Source organism: Sphingobacterium sp. UBA7038 (assembly GCF_002494055.1).
Classification (GTDB): domain Bacteria; phylum Bacteroidota; class Bacteroidia; order Sphingobacteriales; family Sphingobacteriaceae; genus Sphingobacterium; species Sphingobacterium multivorum.
On the sequence record NZ_DLAV01000006.1, the window covers coordinates 230,268 to 252,380 of the forward strand.

The following is a 22,113-nucleotide window of genomic DNA, read 5'->3' on the forward strand; positions in this document are numbered from 1 at the left end:
TAAAATGAAAAGAAATAAATTTTTACTATACGCTTGCTTGGGATTGAGCTTAGCCTCATGTTCCAAGGCATTGGATATCAATGATAACCCCAATAATCCTACAGAGTCTACTCCTCAACTTGTTTTTCCACAGGCTTTAGTAGCTACAGCACGCCTTGTACCTACATATAATAGCTATGGTACACAACTGGTCGGTTATCGTGCAAACGGTGGTGGAGTTTCTGGTTGGGGATCAATTATCTCCTATAATTTTACTACGACTGATTTTAATTCCTTGTGGTCAACAAGTTATGATATATTGAATGATCTTCAATATGTTGAAAATACGGCCAAGCCACAGGGTCAAATGGATTTATATTTTGCTGCAAAACTATTGAAAGTCTATAACTATGTGAATCTGGTAGATACTTATAATGATATTCCTTATTCACAAGCCTTAAAAGGGAAAGCAAGTCTTACTCCTGCCTATGATAAAGCAACGGATATCTATAAGGATTTGGGTACACAATTAGATAGCGTGGTAGCTTATTTTAAGACGAGCACATCTTCAACTTTATTTAAAAATACAGACTTTTTATATAAAGGAGATGGTATTAAATGGGCGCAATTAGGCAATACGTTGAAATTAAAAATGTTATTGCGTGCTAAAGATAAAGTTCAATTTACGAAAACAACACTAGATGATGTTGGGTTTGTAACAGCTGATGTGATTGTTAATCCTGGCTTTACTAAAAATGACGGTAAGCAAAATCCAATGTGGAATGCTTGGGCTTATTCCTATGATGGAGCGGCTGTAGGAGCTGCAAGTCAATATGCGCCAACGCCCTATATTATGACATTTTATAATGGTACTAAAATATCTGATGCAGCTCGCGCTAATTTAATTTATAAGACAGGGGTGTCTACGCCTGTAAATCAGTTGGGATACCAGCAATCTGATGCTGGTCGTGGTCAAGCACCAAGTTCTTGGTTTTTAGGCACTTCTTCAACATCCTATACAGGAAAAGGAATATTAAAAGGCCCCGCGGCTGGTCAGCCAATTTTGTTGGCTTCGGAAAGTTATTTCTTACAAGCGGAAGCTGCTTTGAAAGGGATAACTTCTGGTACTGTGGCTACTTTATTTGATGAGGGGATTAAAGCATCGTATAATTATTTAAATAGAAATGAAGCGGATGCAACAACTGTTTCTGCAGCCGATTTAACAGCTTATTTAACAAATTATAAAGCAGAAAATGCCAGTAACTATTTAGTAAATATAGCAAGCGCCACTTCGGATGTACAAAAATTGCAAGCCATAATTACACAGAAATATGTTGCTTTCAATTTTTTGTTTGGACATGAGGCATGGAACGAATATCGCCGTACAGGGTATCCTTCATTGATTAACCCGAATACAAATGCATATTATCCGAATAATATTGCAAACAGAAATAATACATTTGTTTCTATAACTTCTGAAGCTACAGCTACAGATAAGTTGCCTACGCGAGTGATGTATCCGAATACTGAGTTTAACTATAATAGTGCAAATATTCCTTCAATAGATAAATATACATCGAAGATTTTTTGGGCTAGATAAATTTAAAATAACATGAAAAAAATATTAAAATATATTTCTTTAGCATTGGTTATTGCCACTATATTTTCATCTTGTTTGAAAGATGAAGTTTTGATTGGGCCAGATGCTCCAGGGGCAATATCAAATATTATCGAATTTAAGAATCCTGGTTTTATTCAATCTAGTACTACTAGTAAGCTACCCTTATATTTATTATCATTTGATATGAATCCAACAGGGCAGTTGGTATTAGAAGTAAATTATGCAGGTTCAAATACTGCCCCGAATGATATTAATGTGAAGGTTAAGCTAGATAATTCATTAATTGACGAATACAATGATGATCAGGACGATGAGTTTGTAGCTCTTCCTACTTCACAGTATAGTATTTCTTCATTCGATGTTGTCATAAAGAAGGGGGAACGAGTAGGTAAGTTTGTTGTTGATTTAAAGCCCAGTATTTTTACTTTTGATAAAAGCTATGCGCTTGGATTTTCTATTGAATCTGCTTCCGTTGGAAATATCTCTGGAAACTTTGGTAAAATGGTTGTTGGAATCTCTGGTAAAAATTTCTTCGACGGAACTTATGCCTATACAACTTCTGCAAACACTGCTCTTGTTCCAAATGCAAATAAGACAGTAACACTTGTAACAATTGGCGGAAATAAATGTCAATTGAAACCAGGACTTTTGGGAACATATTCAAATGTTGTAAATTATACTATTGATCAAGCTACGAACAATATTACAGTAGAAATGACAACTTTATTACCAATTGCTACTAAGCCAACAAGTAAATACGATCCAGCGACTAAAACACTTACAGTAAACTGGACTTCAAATGGAGGCGGACGTACTTTTGAAGAGAAATTTGTCTACACTGGACCGAGAGATTAGTTAATCAATTAATAAGTAGAGGAAGAGTAATGTCTTTTCCTCTGCTTTTACTATTTAATTTTTATCTTATGAAAAAGTCTTTTTTAACTTTATTTATGGGTTTTGGGGTGGTGCTGGTATGCAAGGGGCAAAATAAAGAGGCTACACCAAAGATTGGATACGATAATTTGGTAAAAGATCTAAGTAAGAACCTAGTGTTGACAACATCCGAAATTGATAAGAATATTTCTGGAGATATAATCGTTGAATTTCGTGTAAATGAAAAAGGGAAGATAGATTCTGCAGATATCGTTAAAGATCTTGGAAACCAAATTGCACTGCGTCTTATTCGTATATTGAAGGTTTCGGGAGAATGGACACCTGCAGTTAAGGATAATAAAGAAGTAGCCTCTTGGGTTAGATTGCCATATCATGTTCTTTCATCAGAAGAAATTGCAGATAGCCAAGACCATGTCGCTATTCCAGAGAAAGGAATGAACGCTTTTAATGAAAATTTTTCTAATACTTTTGAGTATCCTAAGGAGGCTTTAAACGCTGGGGTAAAAGGAAAGTTTAATTTGCGATTTACGGTAGATACAAAGGGTGTGATTTCCAATGTTAATTTCGAAAATGACCCGGGCTATAAGGTTTTGGAAAACGCAAAAAGAGCCCTTTTGAGATCAGGGAAATGGATTCCAGCAAAAGAAAATGGTGTAGCTGTTGTGTCTGAAGTAGTTTATCCCTTGTCTCTTGACTTTAAATCTTACAAAGGCCATATGTAAAGTACGCTAGATTACTGTTAAAAAACCACTTTAGTTCATTTATATCCTAAAGTGGTTTTTTTATGTAGTTTCCTGCCCAAACTGAAGCACATATCCATTATTGTCATATATAGCAAATTCGCGCATCCCCCATTCGAAAGTTTCTATTTCATAACATATTTTGACATTATCTTTCAAACTTTCCAATAAATTATCAACATCAGCTATGTTAAAATAAAGGGACCCGGTAAATTGTGCTGTTTCAAAAGCAATGCTTTCAACAGGATGCGAAAACATGATTTCGATGGTTCCACTTCGCAGTAGAGCCCAGTTCAATGCTTCGTTTTTTTCAACACATGTAAACCCGAGTTTTTCAGTATAGAACTGAATAGTTTGATCTAAGCTTTTTGTATATAATATTGGATTTAAGCTTTTGTAGTTCATCTTTTTTTTGCCTTTTATTGGTTCGAACTATTGTTTTGTCTTTTTGATAGCAGTTACGTGTGTTTTTTTATTATTATCGATTGTAAGGGTAGTTTTATGATGAAAAATACAAAATATTACAGTATTTATTGTTACTTCATAAAAAAAAATAGCTACTTTTTTAGATTAAGGTGTGTTGTTTGTGTAATTGTTTGGTATTTAGTGTTTTTGTGTGTTATTTTTTTGTGTGAAATACTATGATTTATATCGTTTGTTTTCCAGTTTTTTAATTCTATTTATAACTTCTTGTTGCATCTTTAAAAGATTGTTTTATCTTTGCTTTTAACAAAACCTTAACATTTCATGTTTGGTTTTGTACACTAACTGTATTAGCCTGTTGGGCTCATCACTTTTGAAAAACATATATTAAAAGTTTCTTCGGTGCTTTTATCGTATTTAGTTAGATAAACTACTTATTTAAACAAACATAAACATATGAAACACAAACTACTCAGTTTTTTCGTGGGGAGTATGATCCTTTCTTCTGTTGCTTTTGCGCAAGAGAAGAAAGTAAGCGGTCGTGTAACTGGCGCTGACGGGAAACCGTTGGTAGGAGTTACAATTGCTGTTCAAGGATCAAACATTGCTACTCAAACAGATGCAAATGGAAAATATTCTTTATCAGTTCCTGTTGGTAAAGTAATGGTTTTCAGGTATGTCGGTCATTCTGATAAGACTATAATCGTTAAAGATGGACAGTCATTATTCAACGTGTCACTAGAGGATCAGAATACAGCATTAGATGAGGTTGTCGTAGTCGCTTATGGTACTGCCAAAAAAGAATCTGTGACTGGATCCGTAACCTCCGTCTCTGCTAAAGATATCGAAAAGAGACCAGTTACCAATGCATTTGCAGCTTTAGAGGGATCTGCTGCTGGTATTCAACTGAACAATACTTCTGGTATGCCAGGTGCAGAACCTAGTATAAGGATTCGTGGATTTTCATCACTAAATGGTTCGAATGACCCTCTTTATGTTGTCGATGGTGTTCCTTTTGGTGGTAATATCTCCGATATAAATCCGAATGACGTAGAAAGTATATCGGTATTGAAAGATGCTTCTTCTTCAGCTTTGTATGGTAGTAGGGCAAGTAATGGTGTTATTATTATTACAACAAAGAAAGGAAAAGCTGGACGCTCACAAGTGAATGTTTCCACTGATCAAGGGTTTTATTCAAGAGGTATTGCAGAATATAGCCGAGTGAATGATAGACAATTCATGGAGGCTATGTGGATGGGGTATCGAAATAACTTATTGACAAGTAGTTCAACCAAATATCCGACAACCCAATCGGCAAATGATGAGGCTTCAAAGTCATTGGTAAGTAACTATCTTAAACTAAACATTTATGATAAAGATGATGATAAATTATTTGACGCGAATGGTAAGCTAGTTTCCGATGCGCAAATTAAAAGTGGATATCGAGATGACTTGGATTGGTTTAGTGAAGTAGATCGTATAGGACATCGTCAAAATTATAATATTGATGGGAATACAGCCACGGATAAAGCAAAAGTTTTTTATTCTACTGGATATTTGGACGAAAAGGGCTATATTAAAAATTCAGGTTTAAAGAGGTTTACAGGTCGTTTAAATGCAGAATTGCAAGCTAAAAATTGGTTTAAATATGGCTTCAATTTAGCAGGATCACACCAAATTTCAGATAGAATAAGCGGTTCCACGGATGATGCTGGTTCTTTCACAAATCCTTTTAATTATGCACGTTCAATTGCACCAATTTATCCGATTCATCTACATAATCCTGATGGTACCTATGCATTAGATGCTTTAGGAGATAAACAATTCGATAATGGTGAATCAACAAGATTACAATATGTTGGAAGGCATACTATTTGGGAAAATGAATTGAACAGTGATCAAACGATTAGAAATACTGTCAACGGTCGAGGATTCCTCGAATTTAAATTCCTGAAAGATTTTACGTTCACGCTAAATGGTGATTTGAATCTTCGTAATTCTGAACGCCGTACCTATAATAATGCAGTGATAGGAGATGGTAATGGACAAGGTCGCGCTGCTAGAAATATTTATCGGTACAAAAATTATACGCTACAACAACTGTTAAGTTGGAATAAGGACTTTGGAAAGCATCACGTTGACGTTTTAGCAGGACATGAAAATTATTCCGATAATTGGAGCTACTTGTATGGTTATAAAACGGATGAGACGTTTGCTGGAAAAACTGACATGGTTAACTTTACCAAGATTACCTCTTTGTATGACTACCAAGAGGACTATCGCGTCGAAAGTTTCTTGTCTCGCGCTCGCTATAATTATGATGGTAAGTATTTTGCTGAGGCCTCCTTTAGAAGAGACGGATCTTCTAGATTCAGCCCTGAAAATCGTTGGGGTAACTTTTGGTCATTAGGTGGAAGTTGGATAGTTTCCAAAGAAGACTTTTTTAAAGATGCACTTCGTGTTCTCAATGATTTGAAAGTAAGAGCATCTTATGGAGAAGTTGGAAATGATGAAAGTGCTAATAAATATGCACACTTAGCTTTGTATGATATAGATCAAAATGCAAATATGGCGGCTCTTTATAAAAAACAAAATGCGTCGCCGGATCTGATTTGGGAAACTTCAAGTTCTTTTTCTGCAGCTATTGAGACACGTTTATTCCAGCGTGCAAATTTAAGCTTTGAATACTTTAATAAGCAGTCACAAAATCTGATATTTGACGTTAATTTGCCGCTATCTGCCGGTGCGACATCTACTTCTTCTGCTGTTTCCACAATTACACGTAATATCGGTTCAATGTCAAATCGCGGTTTTGAGCTAACATTTGATGTCGATGTTTTGAAAGGTGATGGATGGAAATGGAATATTGGAGCGAATGCAACATGGTTGACCAACAAAATATTAGCATTACCAGAAGAGAATAGAGAAAATGGTATTATCACTGGTAATTTTAAATGGATGGAAGGACGTGGAAGATATGATTTCTGGATGTTTAAATTTGCAGGTGTAGATCAAATGACCGGGCGTTCTCTGTATCTTCCAGATACACAAAGATTTAATGTAAATGGTTCAGCTCCTGATAAGGCAGCTATACCAGCTGCTGAATTAATAGAGATTAACGGAAAATATTATGTTACCAATCCATCCAATTATGGTGTAAGGGATTGGTCGGGATCTGTTATTCCTAAGATGAATGGAAGTTTCAATACCAACTTTGAATATAAGAATTTTAGTTTTTCGGCTTTATTTACTTACGCTATCGGAGGTAAAGTATTTGATTCGTCTTATGCAGGTTTAATGTCTATGTCTGGTACGCCAAGTGCTATGCATACAGATATTATGAAGTCATGGAATGGAATTCCTGAAGGTATGACTGCGACTTCTGTAAATAGATTGGATCCGAATAGTATTCCAGCAATTAACTTTTCACAGAGCAATATGAACAACTATTCAAGTGATCGTTTTTTAACGGATGGCTCTTATTTAGTTATCAAAAATATTGCGGTGGGCTATAGTTTGCCAAAAACATTAGTTAGTAAAATAGATTTGTCTTCAGTAAGAATTGTTGCGGGGATCGAAAACTTGGCAACAATGACGAAACGCAAAGGAATGAACCCGCAACAGCAATGGAATGGTACTAGTACAAATGCTTGGGTAACTCCGCGTACTGTATCTTTTGGAGTAAAAGTTGGACTATAAGAAATAAAAGGATGAAAAATATAAATTATATTAAAGTATTATTTGCAGGAGTGTTGTTGCTAGCTTCCTGTAAAAAGGACTATTTAGAGACACTTCCTACAGACTCTGTAAGTACTCCTACGGTATTTGAAACAACAAAAAATGCCAAGTTAGCTGTAAATGGCTTAGCTAAAATGATGACCCAACAATATTTGGGAAGCCAGGGCTTTAATGGAGAAGGAACAATCAAAATGTATTACGGGAATTATCCTGGAAACAATTTTTTTGTCAACTTAAGTGGTTGGGCCGATATCATTAATGCAAATTACAATCAAAATTTAACAAGTATTTACCTTTATTATCCTTGGTATTATTATTACAAGATTATAGGTAATGCAAATCAAATTGTAATAAGTATTGATGGAGCGGAGGGACCAGCCGTTGAAAAAGATTTCATAAAAGCACAAGCATTAACCTTTAGAGCATACAGTTATATGATGTTAGCTCAGATTTACGGAAATAGATGGAAGGATTCCAATAATGGTCAAACTGGAGGCTTAGTTCTAAGAACCGACGTATCAACAGGAGACATGCCTTTATCTACTTTAGGGCAGACATATGATTTAATTTATAAAGATTTAAATGACGCAATAGCGCTATATGAATCGTCTAAATTGGATAGAGAATCCGACAAAAATTTCCAAGTGAATGAGGATGTGGCTTACGCGATTTACGCAAGGGCAGCACTAAACAAACAGGACTACGTTAACGCAGAAAAATATGCAGTTCTTGCTCGTAAAAATTATAAATTGATGAGTAACGCTGATTATAAAAACGGTTTTTCTACTCCGAATGGCGAATGGATATGGAGTAGTTATGGAGCCTCTGATGAAACGTTATATTTCTATTCATTCCAGTCTTATATTGCCTATAACTCAACAGCTAGTGCCGTAAGAACAACACCAAAATGTATCAGTAGAGAATTGTTCGATAAGATACCGACGACAGATGTTCGTAGAGATTTATTTTTGGATCCAAAGAATGAAGCATATACTACCGCAACGGGTATTGCGGGGACAGCTATGAAAGCGAGAGCATTTAAGTTGTTCCCAGATTTACAAGCTACTGCAGTTCCTTTTGCGTATATGAATTTCAAATTTAAAGCGAATGATATACCTGGTATCGGTCATGTGAATCATTTTAGGGCTTCCGAAATGTATCTCATTGAGGCTGAAGCGAAATTTTTCCAAAATAAGGCAGCAAGCGAAGTTCAAGGTGTTCTTAATGCATTAAACGCTACTTCAGGAAGGGATGTGAATTATGTTTGTACAAAAACAGGAACAGATCTACTTAATGAAATTAAACTTTATCGCGCGGTTGAACTATGGGGCGAAGGATTCGATTGGTTTGATATGAAACGATGGGGAGATACTATTGTGAGAAAAGACTTTGCTAACGGTGGTAATTTCTTGACTTCATTGGTTACTACAATTAAGCCAGAAGATAAAAATAAATGGACTTGGGCTATACCTCTTCGTGAAAGCGATTATAATAAGGGGTTGGAATAATTTTAAGAAGGAATCAATAGGATTAAAAGGCCGGTACAATTTGTATCGGCCTTTTTATTTAAGAATACCTATAGATTGCGATAGTTCGCATTGTCTCGGCCTATCCCTTACGAGACATATTACTAAATCGTTAATTTTATGTATATAAATTAATAGACTAACAATTTATTAATATTAACTTAATATTGAGAATCTATTTTTACGCCGTTGAAAGATGATGGAATAGAAGAAGGAAAAATGATTCTGCTCGTATCATATCATCACAAGCGAAAAAGATAATTTATTTAAAATTCTCATGAAAAAAGCACTTTTACTCTTAGCTCTGATAGGACCCGTTGTAGCACTTGCGCAAAATAATAATGCGCCCTCCAGCTATGATCCACATGATATCAAGATTACGGGGTATCTTCAAACACAGTTTCAAAAGGCGCAATCTCCTGGAATTACGTCCTTTTCAGGTGGGGATTTTTCAAAGAATTCGGATAACAGATTTATGATCCGCAGGGGACGTCTTAAAATTGACCGTGTGGATACCTACTCGAGTATTGTCTTTCAATTGGATGCTACTCAAGACGGTGTACAACTAATGGATGCCTTTATTCAATTGCGTCACCCAAGTCAAAAAGGCCTTAGTTTAACTGCGGGACTTTTCAATAGACCTTTTGGATATTCCATTGTATACTCATCGGGCTATCGTGACTTTCCGGAACGGGCACGTGTATTCCAGACGTTGATGCCACGCGAACGTGATCTTGGAGGGATGGTAAGTTATCATCCTGGGGGTAAAGTTAAATTCTTAAATTTAGATTTAGCCCTGGTGAACGGTAGTGGTCACTCCGCTAAGGACTATGATTCTAAAAAGGACCTGATCGGTAATCTTGCTTTTAAATTTGATAGTTTAGCCGATAAAAAACTTCATTTGGGTTTTGGCGGCTCGTTCTATAAAGGTTCAGTGCGTAATGATACGAAAACGTACTATACGCCCAATAGCAATGGTTATACAGCGCATACCAGTGATGAGAATGAAGGTAAAGCCATCGGCAGGAACTATTATGGAGCAAACTTACAGGTCGAGTTTGATAATAGCTTCGGGAAATCCAGTTTCAAAACCGAATATGTGGCAGGAGACCAGCCTGGAGTTGCCGGTGGTGTCGATATTAAAGGACCTTACGCCAGCAGAAGTTTTACAACCCAGCCGACAACAGACCTTTATCAACGTAAATTTAATGGATACTATCTTTGGTTTACGCAGGAGATTGCGAAGACCGGTATTACTGCATTGATAGCGTATGACGTATATGATCCAAATACGAAAGCAAGTGGCATGACAATCGGCATGCCTGATAATTTTACGGCCGATGGCGATGTTAAGTTTAGTACGCTGGGCTATGGTCTTGCATATCAGATTAACAATAGGATAAAACTGACTGTATATAATGAGCATGTAACGAACGAAAGCACAAGTTTACCAAACTTTTCGGCTGATCTGAAAGATAATGTTTTCACTACAAGGCTGCTTTATCGTTGGTAAATTGGCTCAGTGCTGTTTTTTCGCGAGTATCGGTGTTGAGGGATCAATATTTAGTTTGACCAATATAGTAGGTTGTTTAGGCCGTTTGATTTAGAGATCTCCCGACACTTAGATGTTTTTCCGAATCCGGCTCAGTGATGATGCGGTAATCCCTAAATAGGACGCTAACATGGCTAATGGAACACGATTGGCTAAACCCGGGTAAAGCTTTAAGAACAGGAGATAGCGTTCTTTGGCATCGAGATTCATCATGGTATTTGCCGTTTTTAGCTTACTTTCCACCACAAAAGCATAAAGTTTGGCCATCAACAACGGCCAAACTTTAATTTCCTTTTCAAGAAGCGTAAAATTCTCAAAATCAAGGCTCCAGATCTCACTATCTGTGAGGGATTCTATATAGTCGTTGGAAGGTGTTCGATCCAAGAAGCTCTGAAGATCCCCAATAAAACGACCTTCATAAATAAAATAACGCGTAAAATCGTCGCCTTTACTGTTGTAATAGAGCGAACGGAATACCCCCGATTCCACAAAAGCAATGCTATTGTTTACTTTACCGCAAGCGACAAAATAGCTTGACTTTGGAATACTCTTTTTTTCGAATGCTTGTCGAATTAAGTTCTCTTCTCGCAAATCGAGCTGTCCAAATTTTCGGATGTATTCCAGTAATTGCTCCATGTTCCCTTTATATTACTTAGCTAATTTAATCAATTCTTCACGTTGAGGTCCTGTTGAAAGATACTTTATGGGAACTTCTAATTCTTCTTCGAGAAAAGATATAAATGTCCTCAAGGTTTGTGGAAGCAAGTTTGCTTGCTTGATATTACAGAAATCGGTATTCCAACCTTTTAAATATTTCCAGATCGGTTTAATTTTTTGTTCAGAAGATTGGGGAAATGCTAACGAAATTTTTTGTTCATCTATTTCATAATGGGTACAGACGGGGATGTCAGCCATTTCGTTCAAAATGTCGGCTTTCGTAAGAACGAGTTCCGTAACTCCGTTTAACATGATGGCATATTTTAATGCTGGTAGATCCAGCCAGCCGACACGACGGGGACGTTTGGTATTGGAACCGAATTCAGCTCCTTTGTCCCGTAAATCATTGGCAACTTGCCCTGTGATCTCTGTTGGGAAAATGCCATTCCCCACACGGGTGCAATAGGCTTTTGTAACGCCATAAATTTTGTCCACCACTTTAGGCGACACACCCAAGCTTACACAGGCTGCTGAGGCTATCGTATTTGATGAGGTCACATAGGGATAACTTCCATGGTCGATATCAAGCAGAGTTGCCTGCGCGCCTTCCGCCAATACTTTCTTGCCATCTCGGATCGCCTTATTCAGAAAAATTTCAGTATCTATAATTGGCACTTGTTTTAATGAAGTGCATCCTTGAATAAAATTGTGGTAGAGCTCTTCGAATGCAGGCATTTCTTGTCCCAAAAACTGTAGTTCTTTGTATTGGCGGTTTAAAATTTGATATACGTCAGTATCAAAACTATCCGAGTGAAGATCACCAACGCGAAGGTTCTGTCTGAGTATTTTATTGGAATAGCTTGGCGCAATTCCATTTTTGGTCGTTCCTATCGTGCGATACAGTGGGGACTGTCCCATATAGATATCCCAATAACGATGGGTCGGTAAAACGAGATGCGCTTTTTGGGATATCAAAATTCTATCAACGAGATCTTGATCTGGCATAATGTGCGCTAGTTCTTCGATTTCTGCTTTAAATGCTAATGGGTCAACCACCACACCGGTGCCGATAATGTTTTTGACATGCGACGAAAAAATACCCGATGGGAGTAGTTTAAGCGTAACTTTATTACCTTGATAATAAATACTATGTCCGGCATTCGCGCCGCCATTAAAACGGGCGATAATATCATAGTCGCTGCCGATCAGATCAATGAATTTTCCTTTACCCTCGTCTCCCCACTGGAGCCCAATTAGAATGTCCATGTTGCGTTTGTCTTGAATTTATGGTCAAAGCTAGGGCTTGCAAAGCGGAGGACAATTGCCATTTGGCAAAAAGTGCTCCTCATTATCATTTGGCCAGCAGTCTTAATGCGTTTGGATTGCGCTTAAGCTTGTTTGTGTCCCAACCGTTGTACTTTTTGTAGCCATTTATTTCGCTTAATAGGATCGGAAGTTTTGATAATTCCGACATAGGTGACTTTAACCGGCGATATTCCACAAAATTGAAGGGTGGATCTTTTGAGTTGATTAACACTTGGTCTGCCGTAAACTAATGCATAATACCAACTTGGTTGATCGAGTGTTGTAATGATCCGAGCAGATTTTCCTTTGAGTAATTTGTCCCAAAAAAGAGAATTTTCGCGGTATTGGAAGGCCCGTCCAGGTAAAAATAATCTATCGATAAAGCCCTTCATCAAGGCAGGAAGACCGCCCCACCAAACGGGATGTATCCAGACCAAATGATCGGCCCATAAGATATCTTCCCAGGCAAGAAGTAGGTCCCGCTCAAGTTCTGTTCGTTTACGATAACCAAATTCAAGGTTTGGATTGAAGTCCAGGTCAATAATATGGATTGTTCGTACTGTAGCTCCGGACGCTACCGCAGCTTCTTGATAAGTATTTGCAATGCCAAAATTGAAGGATTCCCGATTCGGGTGACCATTGATAATAAGTATTTTTTTCTGCATGATGTCGTATTACATTACAAAAATACCGATAGAGCCACCGTCTTTATAGGACAAATGTCTAAAAAGAAATTTCGCTGCGAATACGACTTAAATGACGTTGTGTGATGCCTAAATAGGAAGCAAGATATTGTAAAGGAAGCTGTTGGATAAACTCAGGATGATCTTTGAGCAAATTGGCATAACGTTGTGATGCGGTTTCTTTTTGCAGTTGAAAGACGCGTTTTTCAAGCTCAAGATATTGTTCCTCGGCAATCATTTTAAGGTATTTTGTCCATTTTAGGCTATTCGTAGCAAGCTTATCAATCATATTTTTTTTGATCGTCCACAGTTCGGCAGGGGTAATGGCCTGCATGGTCTCCATACTTGGCCCGCCTGTAATAAAGGAGGAGTAGGCCGCTATCCATGTATTGGGAAAGCGGAAACAATAGGTAATATCTTCCCTATTCGCACTGCTATAATAAGAACGGAAGATCCCTGATTGTATAAATGCAACCTCATGACAAGGTTGATTCTCTTTAACAAAAAAGTCGTTTTTGTTCAGCTTTCTGTATTCAAAAAGCTGAACAATCTGATTGATCTCTTCTTCGTCGAACAGACGCAAAGACCGAAAATATGTTGCTATCATGAAGTCCAAACTTAGAAAAATTGCGGTGTTCCTACAAGATAAATTCGATGTGTTTTAATCGGCTCAATGTTTAGTTTGCCGATTGAGCAACAGGGTAGATTTTTAATTCGCATCAATTAGAATGGCCAATTGCAGGCACATTTGATCGGAGCGATTGCTCCAAGCATGATTGGTGCCGCGTTGGATGACAATATCGCCGGCCTGTAAAAGCGTTTCTTCTGTGTCTGTAATCAAGTAAATCTCCCCTGTAAGAATAACGATGTAATCTAAACTTGCTGTCTGATGCATGACATTAACCTTAGCTATTGTAACAAATTGCCAATGATTAAAGTGTATTATTCGCAAGTAAGAAGTCTCCGTAGAAATCGGGGATATTGCTGTCGTAAATTGCATTTGCGACAGCTGTTATTGGGTAGTTTACTTTAACGATCTCGGCATTAATTTCTTTTTCAGATAAGGTTATTATTGTGTAAGTTGCTTTTCTGTCTTTTTCTTTACTACGTCCGACGGAACCACAATTGATAAACAAGACATCTCCATCCTGTTGAATATAAGAATGGTGTGTATGTCCCATCACCAGAATATCGATTGCTTTTTGCTTTAATTGAGTTGATAGAGCACATTTTTGGGTTGATTCATGGATGTATTCGTCATTGCTTTGGAGACTGGCATGGACAAGAAGGATTTTCCTAAAACTCGTTCCAAGTTTGAAGGTTAGTTCAATGGTGTAGGGTAATGTTGCTAGCCATTTTTTATGAGGGGCCGATATCTCCTTCTTACTTAGCTTGATGGCGATTTCTCGATTTGAAGTCTCTATTACATCATGGTGTGGTAAAGGGATAATGGCTTCGTCAAAAGCAATTCTTTGGTCATGGTTTCCCAGTAGACATGGAATGTTTTTTTCTTGTATTCTGTCAATGACTTCATTGCCCCAGGGAGCGAAATCAACAAGATCACCTAAGCAGTAAATTTGTGTTAATCCTTTATTTTTGATATCTGTTAATACCGCATCCAATGCAATTAAATTGGCATGAATGTCACTTATTATGGCAAGTTGTATCATATTCTTATGCTACAAACATAATCATTCGGATAGTCAGTCAACGTACACTTTAAGAGGTAAAGAAGAAAATGATAATAGCATTATAATTTTTATTCTAAAAGAGGAGGAACTGGATGGGATTGGTGAAGAAATACTGTTAAATAAGCACATATCGAATAGGCTCAGATATGTGCTTATTTAAGTGATACGTTACTAAAGATTCATCCCGCCCGATACTTCAATGCGTTGTCCGTTGATCCATCTTGCATCTTCTGTACAAAGGAAGGCCACCACTCCACCGATATCATCGGGTACACCAGCAACTCCTAAAGCTGTAACAGCTGCAATATGCGCATTTGTTTCTTTGTTATCCCGCACATGCCCGCCACCAAAATCAGTCTCGATTGCGCCAGGAGCAACGACGTTTGCTGCAATACCTCGAGGACCGAGTTCTTTGGCAAGATACCTCGTGAGTACCTCGATTGCCCCTTTCATCGAGCCATAGGCAGATGATCCCGGAAATGCAAAACGGGCGAGGCCAGAGGAAATATTGATAATACGTCCGCCATCATTCAAATAGGGAAGAGCTTTCTGCGTGAGAAAAAATACCCCTTTATAATGGATATTATAAACTGTATCAAATTGTTCTTCTGTGGTTTCTATAAAGGGTGCATATAAGGCAGTGCCCGCATTATTGATCAAAAAATCAAAATTAGACTTTCCCGTTTGTTGTAGCAAATGTTGCGTAACCCGTTCAATAAAGCCATTAAAGGACTGCACATTTCCTGCATCCAATTGGAATGCAGCTGCATGTTGCCCTAAAGATTGTATCGTAGCAACCACATGATCCGCTTCCTCCTGATTGCTATTGTAGGTTAAAATGATATCGATTCCTTTTTTTGCAAGGCTAACAGCCATGTTTCTACCTAAACCACGGCTTCCGCCTGTTACCAATGCTATTTTGTTTGTAGCCATTTTAATTTGTTTTAAAGATTCAATAGCACAAAGATCCGCCGAAAAGTTGAGCCTTTCCTTGCGAAATGCAAATGGATGTTTGCGAAATTCAAATTATAACGTTTGGGAACGAAAAATGTTTGGGGCAAAGCTGGTTTGCTTTTTGAAAAAATTGGAAAAATGGGCGATCTCCTCAAAGCCAAGTGAATAAGCAATCTCAGATATATTCCAATCGGTTTGTCGCAGTAAAATTTTTGCTTCCTGTGTGACTCTGGCTGCGATGACATGGCTGGTTGTTTTTCCAGTATTTTCCTTTAAAATTTTATTCAGGTGGTTGACATGTATGGCCAGTCGTTCCGCAAAATCATTAGCTGTTAGTAGTTGAAGGCGTTGCATCGGAGATTCAAGTGGAAATTGTCTTTCTAGCAATTCTACAAATAATGAAGTAATCCTATTGGAGGCGTTGTGTGTAGGATTTGTTATACTTTTGGGTTGCAGCTTTTGGCCATAATGGACGATTTCAAGCACATAATTTCGCAACAGATCGTATTTAAAAACGTAATCTGAAGATAGCTCTTTATTCATTTTTAGGAAGATTCCCTCTATTTCAATGCGTTGTTCTTCTGATAGTTGGAAAATCGGAAGGCCGCCTGGTTGAAAGATTGGCAAATCATCTATGATCACACCACTTTTATTCCTTGCCAGAAATTCATCGGTGAAAACGCAAAAATAACCTTTTTGATGCTCATCTTTCGGTATCCAATGGTAAGGAACCTTAGGAGTAGCAAATACAAGTGCCGATTCATCGATTTCGATTACTTTGTCGGCATATTCGGCTGTGTTTTTTCCTGTGATTAAACTGATTTTATAATACGTTCGCTTATTGTAGGGCATGATCGGTTTATCTTTCAACTTAGCGGCAAGTTCCTCATAACTGAACACATTAAAATGACCAATCTCTCTTGCGATCTCTTTTGGGATACTCGCATTGATCTCCCGATAAAATTGTTCGATGGAAGTTGTTTTCATTTAAGCCCTATTTGCAATAATCAAATGTAGTGCTTTTAGATTACATTCGGTAACAATGTACTTTTTTTGAGATTTTGCAATTCTCATTTTAATGTAAATTGCAAAATTATATTTTGCACAACATAAATCCTTGCCATACATTTGTACAAACAAAACAAATTAAAATATGAAAACGTTATATAACATCGGTGCGACAGCCAAGGGAGGACGAAATGGTCAGGTAAAAAGCGAAAATGGTGTATTGGATTTAGCTGTTCGTATGCCAAAAGGTCTAGGAGGGGCCAATGATGATTATGCCAATCCAGAGATGCTTTTTGCGGCTGGTTATGCGGCATGTTTTGATAGTGCCTTGAATTTAGTGATTAGATCAGAAAAAGTAAAAGCGGGCGAAACTTCGGTAACAGCCCATGTGAGTATCGGACAATTGGATAATGGTGGTTTTGGTTTGGCTGCAGAATTACATGCAAATATACCTGGTGTAAGCCTGGAATTAGCGCAACAATTGATTGAAAAAGCACATCAAGTTTGTCCCTACTCAAATGCAACAAGGGGTAATATGGATGTCAAATTGACGGTATCAACTAACGAATAATATATGAATTATATTGCCAACGTGCTTACAGCACTCGTACTTTTAGAACATGTATACATTGTATGGATGGAAATGTTTGCTTGGGAAACTGCAGGAAAACGTAGTTTTGGAAAGGCTCTTCCGGCAGAATTATTTAAGCCAACGAAGGGGCTTGCTGCAAATCAAGGGCTCTACAATGGCTTTCTGGTTGCAGGTTTAGCCTGGTCTTTTTTAATCAATGACCCCATCTGGAGTTACAATGTATGCCTGTTCTTTTTAGGATGTGTCCTTGTTGCCGGTGTTTTTGGCGGAATTACAGCGAGCAAAAAGATATTTTTTGTACAAGGAGTTCCTGCATTGTTGGCGTTGTTATCCGTTATTCTCTTAAAATAAAACTATAATTATATGTCATTAATAGAAGATTTACAATGGCGTCATGCTGTGAAAGCATACGACCCGACAAAAAAAGTTAGTCAGGAAAATGTAGATAAAATCGTTGAGGCTGCACGCTTTGCACCTACTTCTTCGGGTTTACAGCCATTTAAGATATTGATTGTTGAAAATCAGGCATTGAAAGAAGAACTGGCAAAAGGAGCACTAAATCCAGACTGTATGCGTGAATGTTCACATGTGCTTGTTTTCGCTGCCTGGGATCGTTATACGGAAGAACGTATTGATAAAGTTTATGATTTTACAACGGATGAGCGGGATTTGCCAAGGGGACGCTTTGGTTCTTATACGGACAAGTTGAAATCTATTTATTTGAGTGAAGCTGCCGAAAGAAATTTTGCACATACTGCAAGACAAACTTACATTGCTTTAGGTTTGGCGTTGGCTCAGGCAGCTGAACTTCGTGTCGATTCCACACCCGCCGAGGGTTTTGATAACCAAGTCGTGGATGAGGTTCTACAATTAGAAAAGCATGGACTAAAAAGCGTTTCATTGATGTATGTTGGCGTGGCGGACTCTTCGAGAGATTGGATTTCGACGATGAAGAAGGTTCGGGTTCCTAAGGAAGAGTTTGTTGTTGAATTCAAATAAACCGCAAACAACTTTTTCAATCCCTCAGAAACTCAATATATTTGCAAGATGGATGATTTATTAAAATTAGACAAACAACTCTGTTTTTCCGTGTATGTGCTACATAGAGAAATTATGCAGCAATATCGAACTATTCTTGAAGAGATTGACTTGACCTATCCACAATATATCACGATGATGGCTTTATGGGAGAATGATGAGCAGACAGTAAATCAATTGGGGGCTAAGTTATTTCTAGATAATGGAACGCTTACACCACTATTGAAGCGCTTGGAGGCTAAAGTTTTGCTTACACGAACACGAAGCAAAGAAGATGAACGCGTCGTGAAGATACAGCTTACAGCACAAGGATTGCAATTGAAGGAAAAGGCGAGCTGTATTCCCCTGCAGATTTTTGAAGCCCTTAAGCTCGACTATACTGATATGGTTCAGCTTAAAGCTTTGGCAGAAAAAATCGTGAATAATGTTGGGAATAGCTAGTTTTTATACGATATGAAATCAAAAAAGGATTAAATACACCTGCCTGTATTTAATCCTTTTTTTTGTGCTATGGATTGTCTTGAGCGATACATGTTCGCGTTCCTTTTATTATACATCATATTAGCATATTTCGGATTTTTTCATAGGACTGTAATGTGGAGATTCGTGGTATGGAAAATATCATTCAAAAGATAGAAGATCTAAATTGGCCTTTGATTACCGAAGAGATGCATAAGCATGGTTATGTGGTTATACCAAACCTGTTGACAGCTTTACAATGCGATCTATTAAAAAAAGGGTATAGCGATTCGACGCTCTACCGTAAAACTGTCGTTATGGAAAGGCATCGATTCGGATTAGGGGAGTATAAATATTTTGACTACCCACTACCTGAGTTGATTCAAACGATTCGATCTCAACTTTATCCCTATCTTGCCGTCATTGCTAATACCTGGTTTCGTGCGCTGAAAATCGATATATCATTTTCATTGAAACATGAAGACCTTTTGACGGATTGCCGTTTGAAAGGACAAGAAAAAGCAACAGTATTGATTTTGAAATATGGTCAAGGAGGTTTCAATACGCTACATCAAGACTTGTATGGAGCGGTTTACTTTCCGATGCAGGTGATTTTGATGTTAAATGAGCCAGGAGTCGATTTTATGGGCGGAGAATTTGTATTAACACAACAAGTTCCGAGGGCTCAATCAAAGGCAATTGTTTTGAAACCTAAAAAAGGTGATCTCGTTTTATTCGCAACAAATTTTAGGCTTGAGAAAGGACGAATGGGATATTTTAGGGTTAATATGAAACATGGAGTGAGTGAAGTCACGGCCGGTGAACGCCATGCGTTGGGTATTATTTTTCATGATGCCGAGAAATAAATCCCACACAATGGAATGGCATAAAAATATAACAGATGCTTCATTGCGCGCCAAGATTCGAGCGGGAGAAATTCAATTTGGTGGCAATGAAAAGCTAAAAATTTATGGATTGCTTTGCTGTATTTCGGGAAAACGGATGAAGCGGGAGAACAGGGTCTTTTTTTCCACTGAGCAAGAAGCGCTAAAACATCATTATCGCCCTTGTGGGCACTGCTTAAAAGCGAACTACGTTGAATGGAAGGAAGAAAATAAAAGATTTGATAAAGTGTAGTTCGCATTAAGTTTGATTATATAGAGAATCTAAGTAAATCAAATTTGGAAAAAGAATCTTATGTCAAATTCCTTGTATATTGTTGAATTTTGTGTTTATCTTGAGACGGGATTAATTATCGTAGATCAAAAGAAAAATGCGTTTATATTCGATTGCTGTTTATTTTATTTTTTCGACTCTGCTGTTGATAAGCTGTGAAGAGGGGAGGCGAGATCCTAAAGTATTGAGTTATATGGCTCATACTGAACGTGACAGTGCCCGTTTGGATCTTAATCTTTTTGAGAGCCGTTTTCATGGTAAATTGTTCTTTTATAGACCTGGAGGTGAGGTTGATTCGGGAGACATTCGCGGCAATATCCAAAAAGACACTTTACTTGGGGACTATTATTATACGCCATTTGGCTGGGGACAGAAAAAAAGAAGACCCTTTGCTTTATTAAAAAAAGGGTCTTTGTATATTTTAGGTACAGGAACGGAGCAAGTGTATATGGGAATTCCACATTATATACCTTCAACCATCAATTTCCAAGACCCAAAGTTTATCTTTGAGAAAGTTAATCACTAGCCTCTTATCATCTAAATTAGGCGTCTACAGTATATTTTTTAATCGAATATATTGTAGTAGCATAATGGTTTTTCCATCTTTGATTTCACCTGTATCAATCATATGTAGTGCTTCTTCGATATTGATTTCTAGAATTTCAATATGCTCTTCCTCTTCTTCTAAACCACCGCCATCGCCAACTTTCATGTTATTGGTGTATTCTGCTATAAAAAAATGTAGAATTTCAGTTACAGAACCTGGAGACATATAAGCTATAAAGATCTTTTTTGCTTCCTTGATCTGATAGCCTGTTTCTTCTTCTGTTTCCCTCCGTATACAGTCGTGGGGAGAATCTTGATCAAGTAGACCTGCACAAGCTTCGATAAGCATGCCTGACTCATTCCCGTTGATGTAAGTTGGTATTCGAAATTGCCTTGTTAATATGACTGTTTGAGCACTGGTATTATAGAGTAAAATGACGGCTCCATTGCCACGATCATAAGCTTCTCGACTTTGTTGCTGTACCGTCCCATCGAGTTTGCTGTATTGATAAGTCACTTTTTTTAACGTGTACCAGTTGTCTGATAGAATTTCAGTTTTTACAATTTTAATATCTTTTATTGCCATTTTTAGCGCGTTAAAGTCAAAAGATAAAAATAAGAATTGCAATCCAAACTAAGCAGGAAAAACTAAGAGAAGCTTTGATGAATTTATACGAAGTATTGGTGAATCTCAGTCCGTTCTAAATTGTTTTGGATTCAGACCTGTGTGTTGTTTGAAGAAATTAGAGAAGTAAGGAGAGTCGACGAAACCAAGTTTGAACGAAATTTCTTTGATAGATAGATCGGTTGCTTTTAACAATCGTTTTGCTTCCAAGATAGTTCGTTGTTGAATAAGCTGGCTCGGAGATACTTCGAGCTTTTGACGGCAGATTTTAGTAAGGTGCGGAGTTGATATATTAAGTTGTTTCGCATAGAAAGATACCGACTTCTCATGCTGAAAATGGATGTCAATTAACTCTTGCAACTTTAAAAGACATGGATTGGAGTCATTATTTTGTTCATTTTGTACTATTTTCTGTACCTCTTTGCTTATTATAGATGCGACGACAGCTGTGCGAGAGTAGATAATTGCAGGAACGCAATTGTGATCCTCAAGTTCTTTTCTTATTGCATTAAATTCATAATAAAGCAGAGCAAATGTTTCGCTAGAGAGTGAGATAACAGGAGTACGTTGATAGTAAGCAAATGAAAAATGGAAATTGGGCGAAAATTTCTCGAAGTGTTCCCTATCGACCATCAATTGGAAACCAGTTGTATTGGCCCCTAATTTCCAACTATGAACTTGCTTTGGAAACAGGATATGGATTTGATGACGATCAATATGGTAATCTTTAAAATCAATCGTATGAACACCTTCTGCTTGGTCAAAAAGTACCAATAAAAAAAAATGATGCTGGTGTGGACGCGCTATATGATGTTCACCACGTAATTCCGAGTATAAATATCCTTGATTACCTGCAAGCTGGTCTTTTCTAAATTCTTGAATATCTATTGTTGGAAATAACTCCAT

General features: G+C 37.5%; 24 protein-coding genes. 13 read left to right on the plus strand and 11 right to left on the minus strand.

The annotated features are described in order from the left end of the window. Positions 1 to 4 precede the first annotated feature (4 nt). The 3 genes from B3H30_RS02770 (at position 5) to B3H30_RS02780 (ending at position 3,216) form a co-directional block, all read left to right on the plus strand. Positions 5 to 1,579 carry a SusD/RagB family nutrient-binding outer membrane lipoprotein gene (locus tag B3H30_RS02770; RefSeq protein ID WP_201639665.1) on the plus strand — a complete coding sequence of 525 codons (1,575 nt, stop codon included), beginning with the start codon at positions 5 to 7 and terminating at the stop codon, positions 1,577 to 1,579. A 12-nt stretch (positions 1,580 to 1,591) separates the two neighbouring features. Beyond that, positions 1,592 to 2,455, plus strand: a complete 864-nt coding sequence (locus tag B3H30_RS02775; protein ID WP_201639664.1) for a DUF1735 domain-containing protein — start codon at positions 1,592 to 1,594, stop codon at positions 2,453 to 2,455. A 68-nt stretch (positions 2,456 to 2,523) separates the two neighbouring features. Next, positions 2,524 to 3,216 carry a TonB family protein gene (locus B3H30_RS02780; RefSeq protein WP_201639663.1) on the plus strand — a complete coding sequence of 231 codons (693 nt, stop codon included), beginning with the start codon at positions 2,524 to 2,526 and terminating at the stop codon, positions 3,214 to 3,216. Between the two features lie 60 nt (positions 3,217 to 3,276). Here B3H30_RS02780 and B3H30_RS02785 read toward each other — a convergent pair whose 3' ends face one another. Beyond that, complete coding sequence (locus tag B3H30_RS02785) at positions 3,277 to 3,639, minus strand: VOC family protein (protein WP_286833166.1); 363 nt, start codon at positions 3,637 to 3,639, stop codon at positions 3,277 to 3,279. A gap of 474 nt (positions 3,640 to 4,113) precedes the next feature. Between B3H30_RS02785 and B3H30_RS02790 the strand changes: the two genes are divergently transcribed. From B3H30_RS02790 to B3H30_RS02800, 3 genes are all read left to right on the plus strand, one after another. Next, positions 4,114 to 7,356 carry a SusC/RagA family TonB-linked outer membrane protein gene (locus tag B3H30_RS02790; protein WP_286833167.1) on the plus strand — a complete coding sequence of 1,081 codons (3,243 nt, stop codon included), beginning with the start codon at positions 4,114 to 4,116 and terminating at the stop codon, positions 7,354 to 7,356. Between the two features lie 11 nt (positions 7,357 to 7,367). Then, positions 7,368 to 8,903, plus strand: coding sequence for a RagB/SusD family nutrient uptake outer membrane protein (locus B3H30_RS02795; RefSeq protein WP_286833170.1), 1,536 nt, complete (start codon positions 7,368 to 7,370; stop codon positions 8,901 to 8,903). A gap of 295 nt (positions 8,904 to 9,198) precedes the next feature. After that, positions 9,199 to 10,434 carry a porin gene (locus tag B3H30_RS02800; protein ID WP_070565147.1) on the plus strand — a complete coding sequence of 412 codons (1,236 nt, stop codon included), beginning with the start codon at positions 9,199 to 9,201 and terminating at the stop codon, positions 10,432 to 10,434. Positions 10,435 to 10,542: 108 nt separating this feature from the next. Here B3H30_RS02800 and B3H30_RS02805 read toward each other — a convergent pair whose 3' ends face one another. The 8 genes from B3H30_RS02805 to B3H30_RS02840 all read right to left on the minus strand — a co-directional run bounded on the left by B3H30_RS02805 (position 10,543) and on the right by B3H30_RS02840 (position 16,750). Continuing rightward, positions 10,543 to 11,109, minus strand: coding sequence for a Crp/Fnr family transcriptional regulator (locus B3H30_RS02805; RefSeq protein WP_070565150.1), 567 nt, complete (start codon positions 11,107 to 11,109; stop codon positions 10,543 to 10,545). A gap of 12 nt (positions 11,110 to 11,121) precedes the next feature. Continuing rightward, positions 11,122 to 12,396: an adenylosuccinate synthase gene (locus B3H30_RS02810; protein WP_286833173.1), complete on the minus strand. Its 1,275-nt coding sequence runs from the start codon at positions 12,394 to 12,396 to the stop codon at positions 11,122 to 11,124. A 122-nt stretch (positions 12,397 to 12,518) separates the two neighbouring features. Further along, the gene (locus tag B3H30_RS02815) at positions 12,519 to 13,100 is read right to left on the minus strand and encodes an NAD(P)H-dependent oxidoreductase (RefSeq protein ID WP_286833176.1); all 582 of its coding nucleotides are present in this window, start codon (positions 13,098 to 13,100) and stop codon (positions 12,519 to 12,521) included. A gap of 58 nt (positions 13,101 to 13,158) precedes the next feature. Next, a complete protein-coding gene (locus B3H30_RS02820; RefSeq protein WP_286833179.1) occupies positions 13,159 to 13,725 on the minus strand; it encodes a Crp/Fnr family transcriptional regulator in 567 nt (188 codons plus the stop codon). Between the two features lie 102 nt (positions 13,726 to 13,827). Next, positions 13,828 to 14,013, minus strand: a complete 186-nt coding sequence (locus tag B3H30_RS02825) for a cupin domain-containing protein (RefSeq protein ID WP_236586118.1) — start codon at positions 14,011 to 14,013, stop codon at positions 13,828 to 13,830. A gap of 37 nt (positions 14,014 to 14,050) precedes the next feature. Further along, positions 14,051 to 14,788 (minus strand): metallophosphoesterase family protein, encoded by a 738-nt coding sequence (locus B3H30_RS02830; RefSeq protein WP_046671713.1) that lies wholly within the window; start codon positions 14,786 to 14,788, stop codon positions 14,051 to 14,053. A gap of 192 nt (positions 14,789 to 14,980) precedes the next feature. Then, complete coding sequence (locus B3H30_RS02835) at positions 14,981 to 15,742, minus strand: SDR family NAD(P)-dependent oxidoreductase (protein ID WP_070565161.1); 762 nt, start codon at positions 15,740 to 15,742, stop codon at positions 14,981 to 14,983. Positions 15,743 to 15,835: 93 nt separating this feature from the next. After that, positions 15,836 to 16,750, minus strand: coding sequence for a helix-turn-helix domain-containing protein (locus tag B3H30_RS02840; protein ID WP_286833181.1), 915 nt, complete (start codon positions 16,748 to 16,750; stop codon positions 15,836 to 15,838). A gap of 166 nt (positions 16,751 to 16,916) precedes the next feature. Here B3H30_RS02840 and B3H30_RS02845 point away from each other — a divergent pair, with 166 nt between their 5' ends. The 7 genes from B3H30_RS02845 to B3H30_RS02875 all read left to right on the plus strand — a co-directional run bounded on the left by B3H30_RS02845 (position 16,917) and on the right by B3H30_RS02875 (position 20,562). Continuing rightward, positions 16,917 to 17,342: an organic hydroperoxide resistance protein gene (locus tag B3H30_RS02845; RefSeq protein ID WP_046671710.1), complete on the plus strand. Its 426-nt coding sequence runs from the start codon at positions 16,917 to 16,919 to the stop codon at positions 17,340 to 17,342. A 3-nt stretch (positions 17,343 to 17,345) separates the two neighbouring features. Continuing rightward, positions 17,346 to 17,714, plus strand: coding sequence for a DUF1304 domain-containing protein (locus tag B3H30_RS02850; protein ID WP_070565167.1), 369 nt, complete (start codon positions 17,346 to 17,348; stop codon positions 17,712 to 17,714). A gap of 12 nt (positions 17,715 to 17,726) precedes the next feature. Further along, positions 17,727 to 18,362, plus strand: a complete 636-nt coding sequence (locus B3H30_RS02855; RefSeq protein ID WP_046671708.1) for a nitroreductase family protein — start codon at positions 17,727 to 17,729, stop codon at positions 18,360 to 18,362. 48 nt (positions 18,363 to 18,410) lie between these two features. Then, a complete protein-coding gene (locus B3H30_RS02860; RefSeq protein WP_070565170.1) occupies positions 18,411 to 18,842 on the plus strand; it encodes a MarR family winged helix-turn-helix transcriptional regulator in 432 nt (143 codons plus the stop codon). A 170-nt stretch (positions 18,843 to 19,012) separates the two neighbouring features. Further along, positions 19,013 to 19,726, plus strand: coding sequence for a 2OG-Fe(II) oxygenase (locus tag B3H30_RS02865; protein ID WP_175441979.1), 714 nt, complete (start codon positions 19,013 to 19,015; stop codon positions 19,724 to 19,726). 10 nt (positions 19,727 to 19,736) lie between these two features. Then, positions 19,737 to 19,997, plus strand: a complete 261-nt coding sequence (locus tag B3H30_RS02870) for an Ada metal-binding domain-containing protein (RefSeq protein ID WP_070565173.1) — start codon at positions 19,737 to 19,739, stop codon at positions 19,995 to 19,997. A gap of 232 nt (positions 19,998 to 20,229) precedes the next feature. Further along, a complete protein-coding gene (locus tag B3H30_RS02875; protein WP_139144961.1) occupies positions 20,230 to 20,562 on the plus strand; it encodes a hypothetical protein in 333 nt (110 codons plus the stop codon). 24 nt (positions 20,563 to 20,586) lie between these two features. Here B3H30_RS02875 and nudK read toward each other — a convergent pair whose 3' ends face one another. Next, positions 20,587 to 21,168, minus strand: coding sequence for a GDP-mannose pyrophosphatase NudK (gene nudK / locus B3H30_RS02880; RefSeq protein ID WP_070565178.1), 582 nt, complete (start codon positions 21,166 to 21,168; stop codon positions 20,587 to 20,589). A gap of 105 nt (positions 21,169 to 21,273) precedes the next feature. Further along, complete coding sequence (locus B3H30_RS02885) at positions 21,274 to 22,113, minus strand: helix-turn-helix domain-containing protein (protein ID WP_070565181.1); 840 nt, start codon at positions 22,111 to 22,113, stop codon at positions 21,274 to 21,276.

Bases quoted from the DNA above. Each gene is read 5' to 3' on its own strand.
- B3H30_RS02770 (WP_201639665.1), top strand. From the start codon at position 5: ATGAAAAGAAATAAATTTTTACTATACGCTTGCTTGGGATTGAGCTTA.
- B3H30_RS02775 (WP_201639664.1), top strand. From the start codon at position 1,592: ATGAAAAAAATATTAAAATATATTTCTTTAGCATTGGTTATTGCCACT.
- B3H30_RS02780 (WP_201639663.1), top strand. From the start codon at position 2,524: ATGAAAAAGTCTTTTTTAACTTTATTTATGGGTTTTGGGGTGGTGCTG.
- B3H30_RS02785 (WP_286833166.1), bottom strand. From the start codon at position 3,639: ATGAACTACAAAAGCTTAAATCCAATATTATATACAAAAAGCTTAGAT.
- B3H30_RS02790 (WP_286833167.1), top strand. From the start codon at position 4,114: ATGAAACACAAACTACTCAGTTTTTTCGTGGGGAGTATGATCCTTTCT.
- B3H30_RS02795 (WP_286833170.1), top strand. From the start codon at position 7,368: ATGAAAAATATAAATTATATTAAAGTATTATTTGCAGGAGTGTTGTTG.
- B3H30_RS02800 (WP_070565147.1), top strand. From the start codon at position 9,199: ATGAAAAAAGCACTTTTACTCTTAGCTCTGATAGGACCCGTTGTAGCA.
- B3H30_RS02805 (WP_070565150.1), bottom strand. From the start codon at position 11,109: ATGGAGCAATTACTGGAATACATCCGAAAATTTGGACAGCTCGATTTG.
- B3H30_RS02810 (WP_286833173.1), bottom strand. From the start codon at position 12,396: ATGGACATTCTAATTGGGCTCCAGTGGGGAGACGAGGGTAAAGGAAAA.
- B3H30_RS02815 (WP_286833176.1), bottom strand. From the start codon at position 13,100: ATGCAGAAAAAAATACTTATTATCAATGGTCACCCGAATCGGGAATCC.
- B3H30_RS02820 (WP_286833179.1), bottom strand. From the start codon at position 13,725: ATGATAGCAACATATTTTCGGTCTTTGCGTCTGTTCGACGAAGAAGAG.
- B3H30_RS02825 (WP_236586118.1), bottom strand. From the start codon at position 14,013: ATGCATCAGACAGCAAGTTTAGATTACATCGTTATTCTTACAGGGGAG.
- B3H30_RS02830 (WP_046671713.1), bottom strand. From the start codon at position 14,788: ATGATACAACTTGCCATAATAAGTGACATTCATGCCAATTTAATTGCA.
- B3H30_RS02835 (WP_070565161.1), bottom strand. From the start codon at position 15,742: ATGGCTACAAACAAAATAGCATTGGTAACAGGCGGAAGCCGTGGTTTA.
- B3H30_RS02840 (WP_286833181.1), bottom strand. From the start codon at position 16,750: ATGAAAACAACTTCCATCGAACAATTTTATCGGGAGATCAATGCGAGT.
- B3H30_RS02845 (WP_046671710.1), top strand. From the start codon at position 16,917: ATGAAAACGTTATATAACATCGGTGCGACAGCCAAGGGAGGACGAAAT.
- B3H30_RS02850 (WP_070565167.1), top strand. From the start codon at position 17,346: ATGAATTATATTGCCAACGTGCTTACAGCACTCGTACTTTTAGAACAT.
- B3H30_RS02855 (WP_046671708.1), top strand. From the start codon at position 17,727: ATGTCATTAATAGAAGATTTACAATGGCGTCATGCTGTGAAAGCATAC.
- B3H30_RS02860 (WP_070565170.1), top strand. From the start codon at position 18,411: ATGGATGATTTATTAAAATTAGACAAACAACTCTGTTTTTCCGTGTAT.
- B3H30_RS02865 (WP_175441979.1), top strand. From the start codon at position 19,013: ATGGAAAATATCATTCAAAAGATAGAAGATCTAAATTGGCCTTTGATT.
- B3H30_RS02870 (WP_070565173.1), top strand. From the start codon at position 19,737: ATGGAATGGCATAAAAATATAACAGATGCTTCATTGCGCGCCAAGATT.
- B3H30_RS02875 (WP_139144961.1), top strand. From the start codon at position 20,230: ATGGCTCATACTGAACGTGACAGTGCCCGTTTGGATCTTAATCTTTTT.
- nudK (WP_070565178.1), bottom strand. From the start codon at position 21,168: ATGGCAATAAAAGATATTAAAATTGTAAAAACTGAAATTCTATCAGAC.
- B3H30_RS02885 (WP_070565181.1), bottom strand. From the start codon at position 22,113: ATGGAGTTATTTCCAACAATAGATATTCAAGAATTTAGAAAAGACCAG.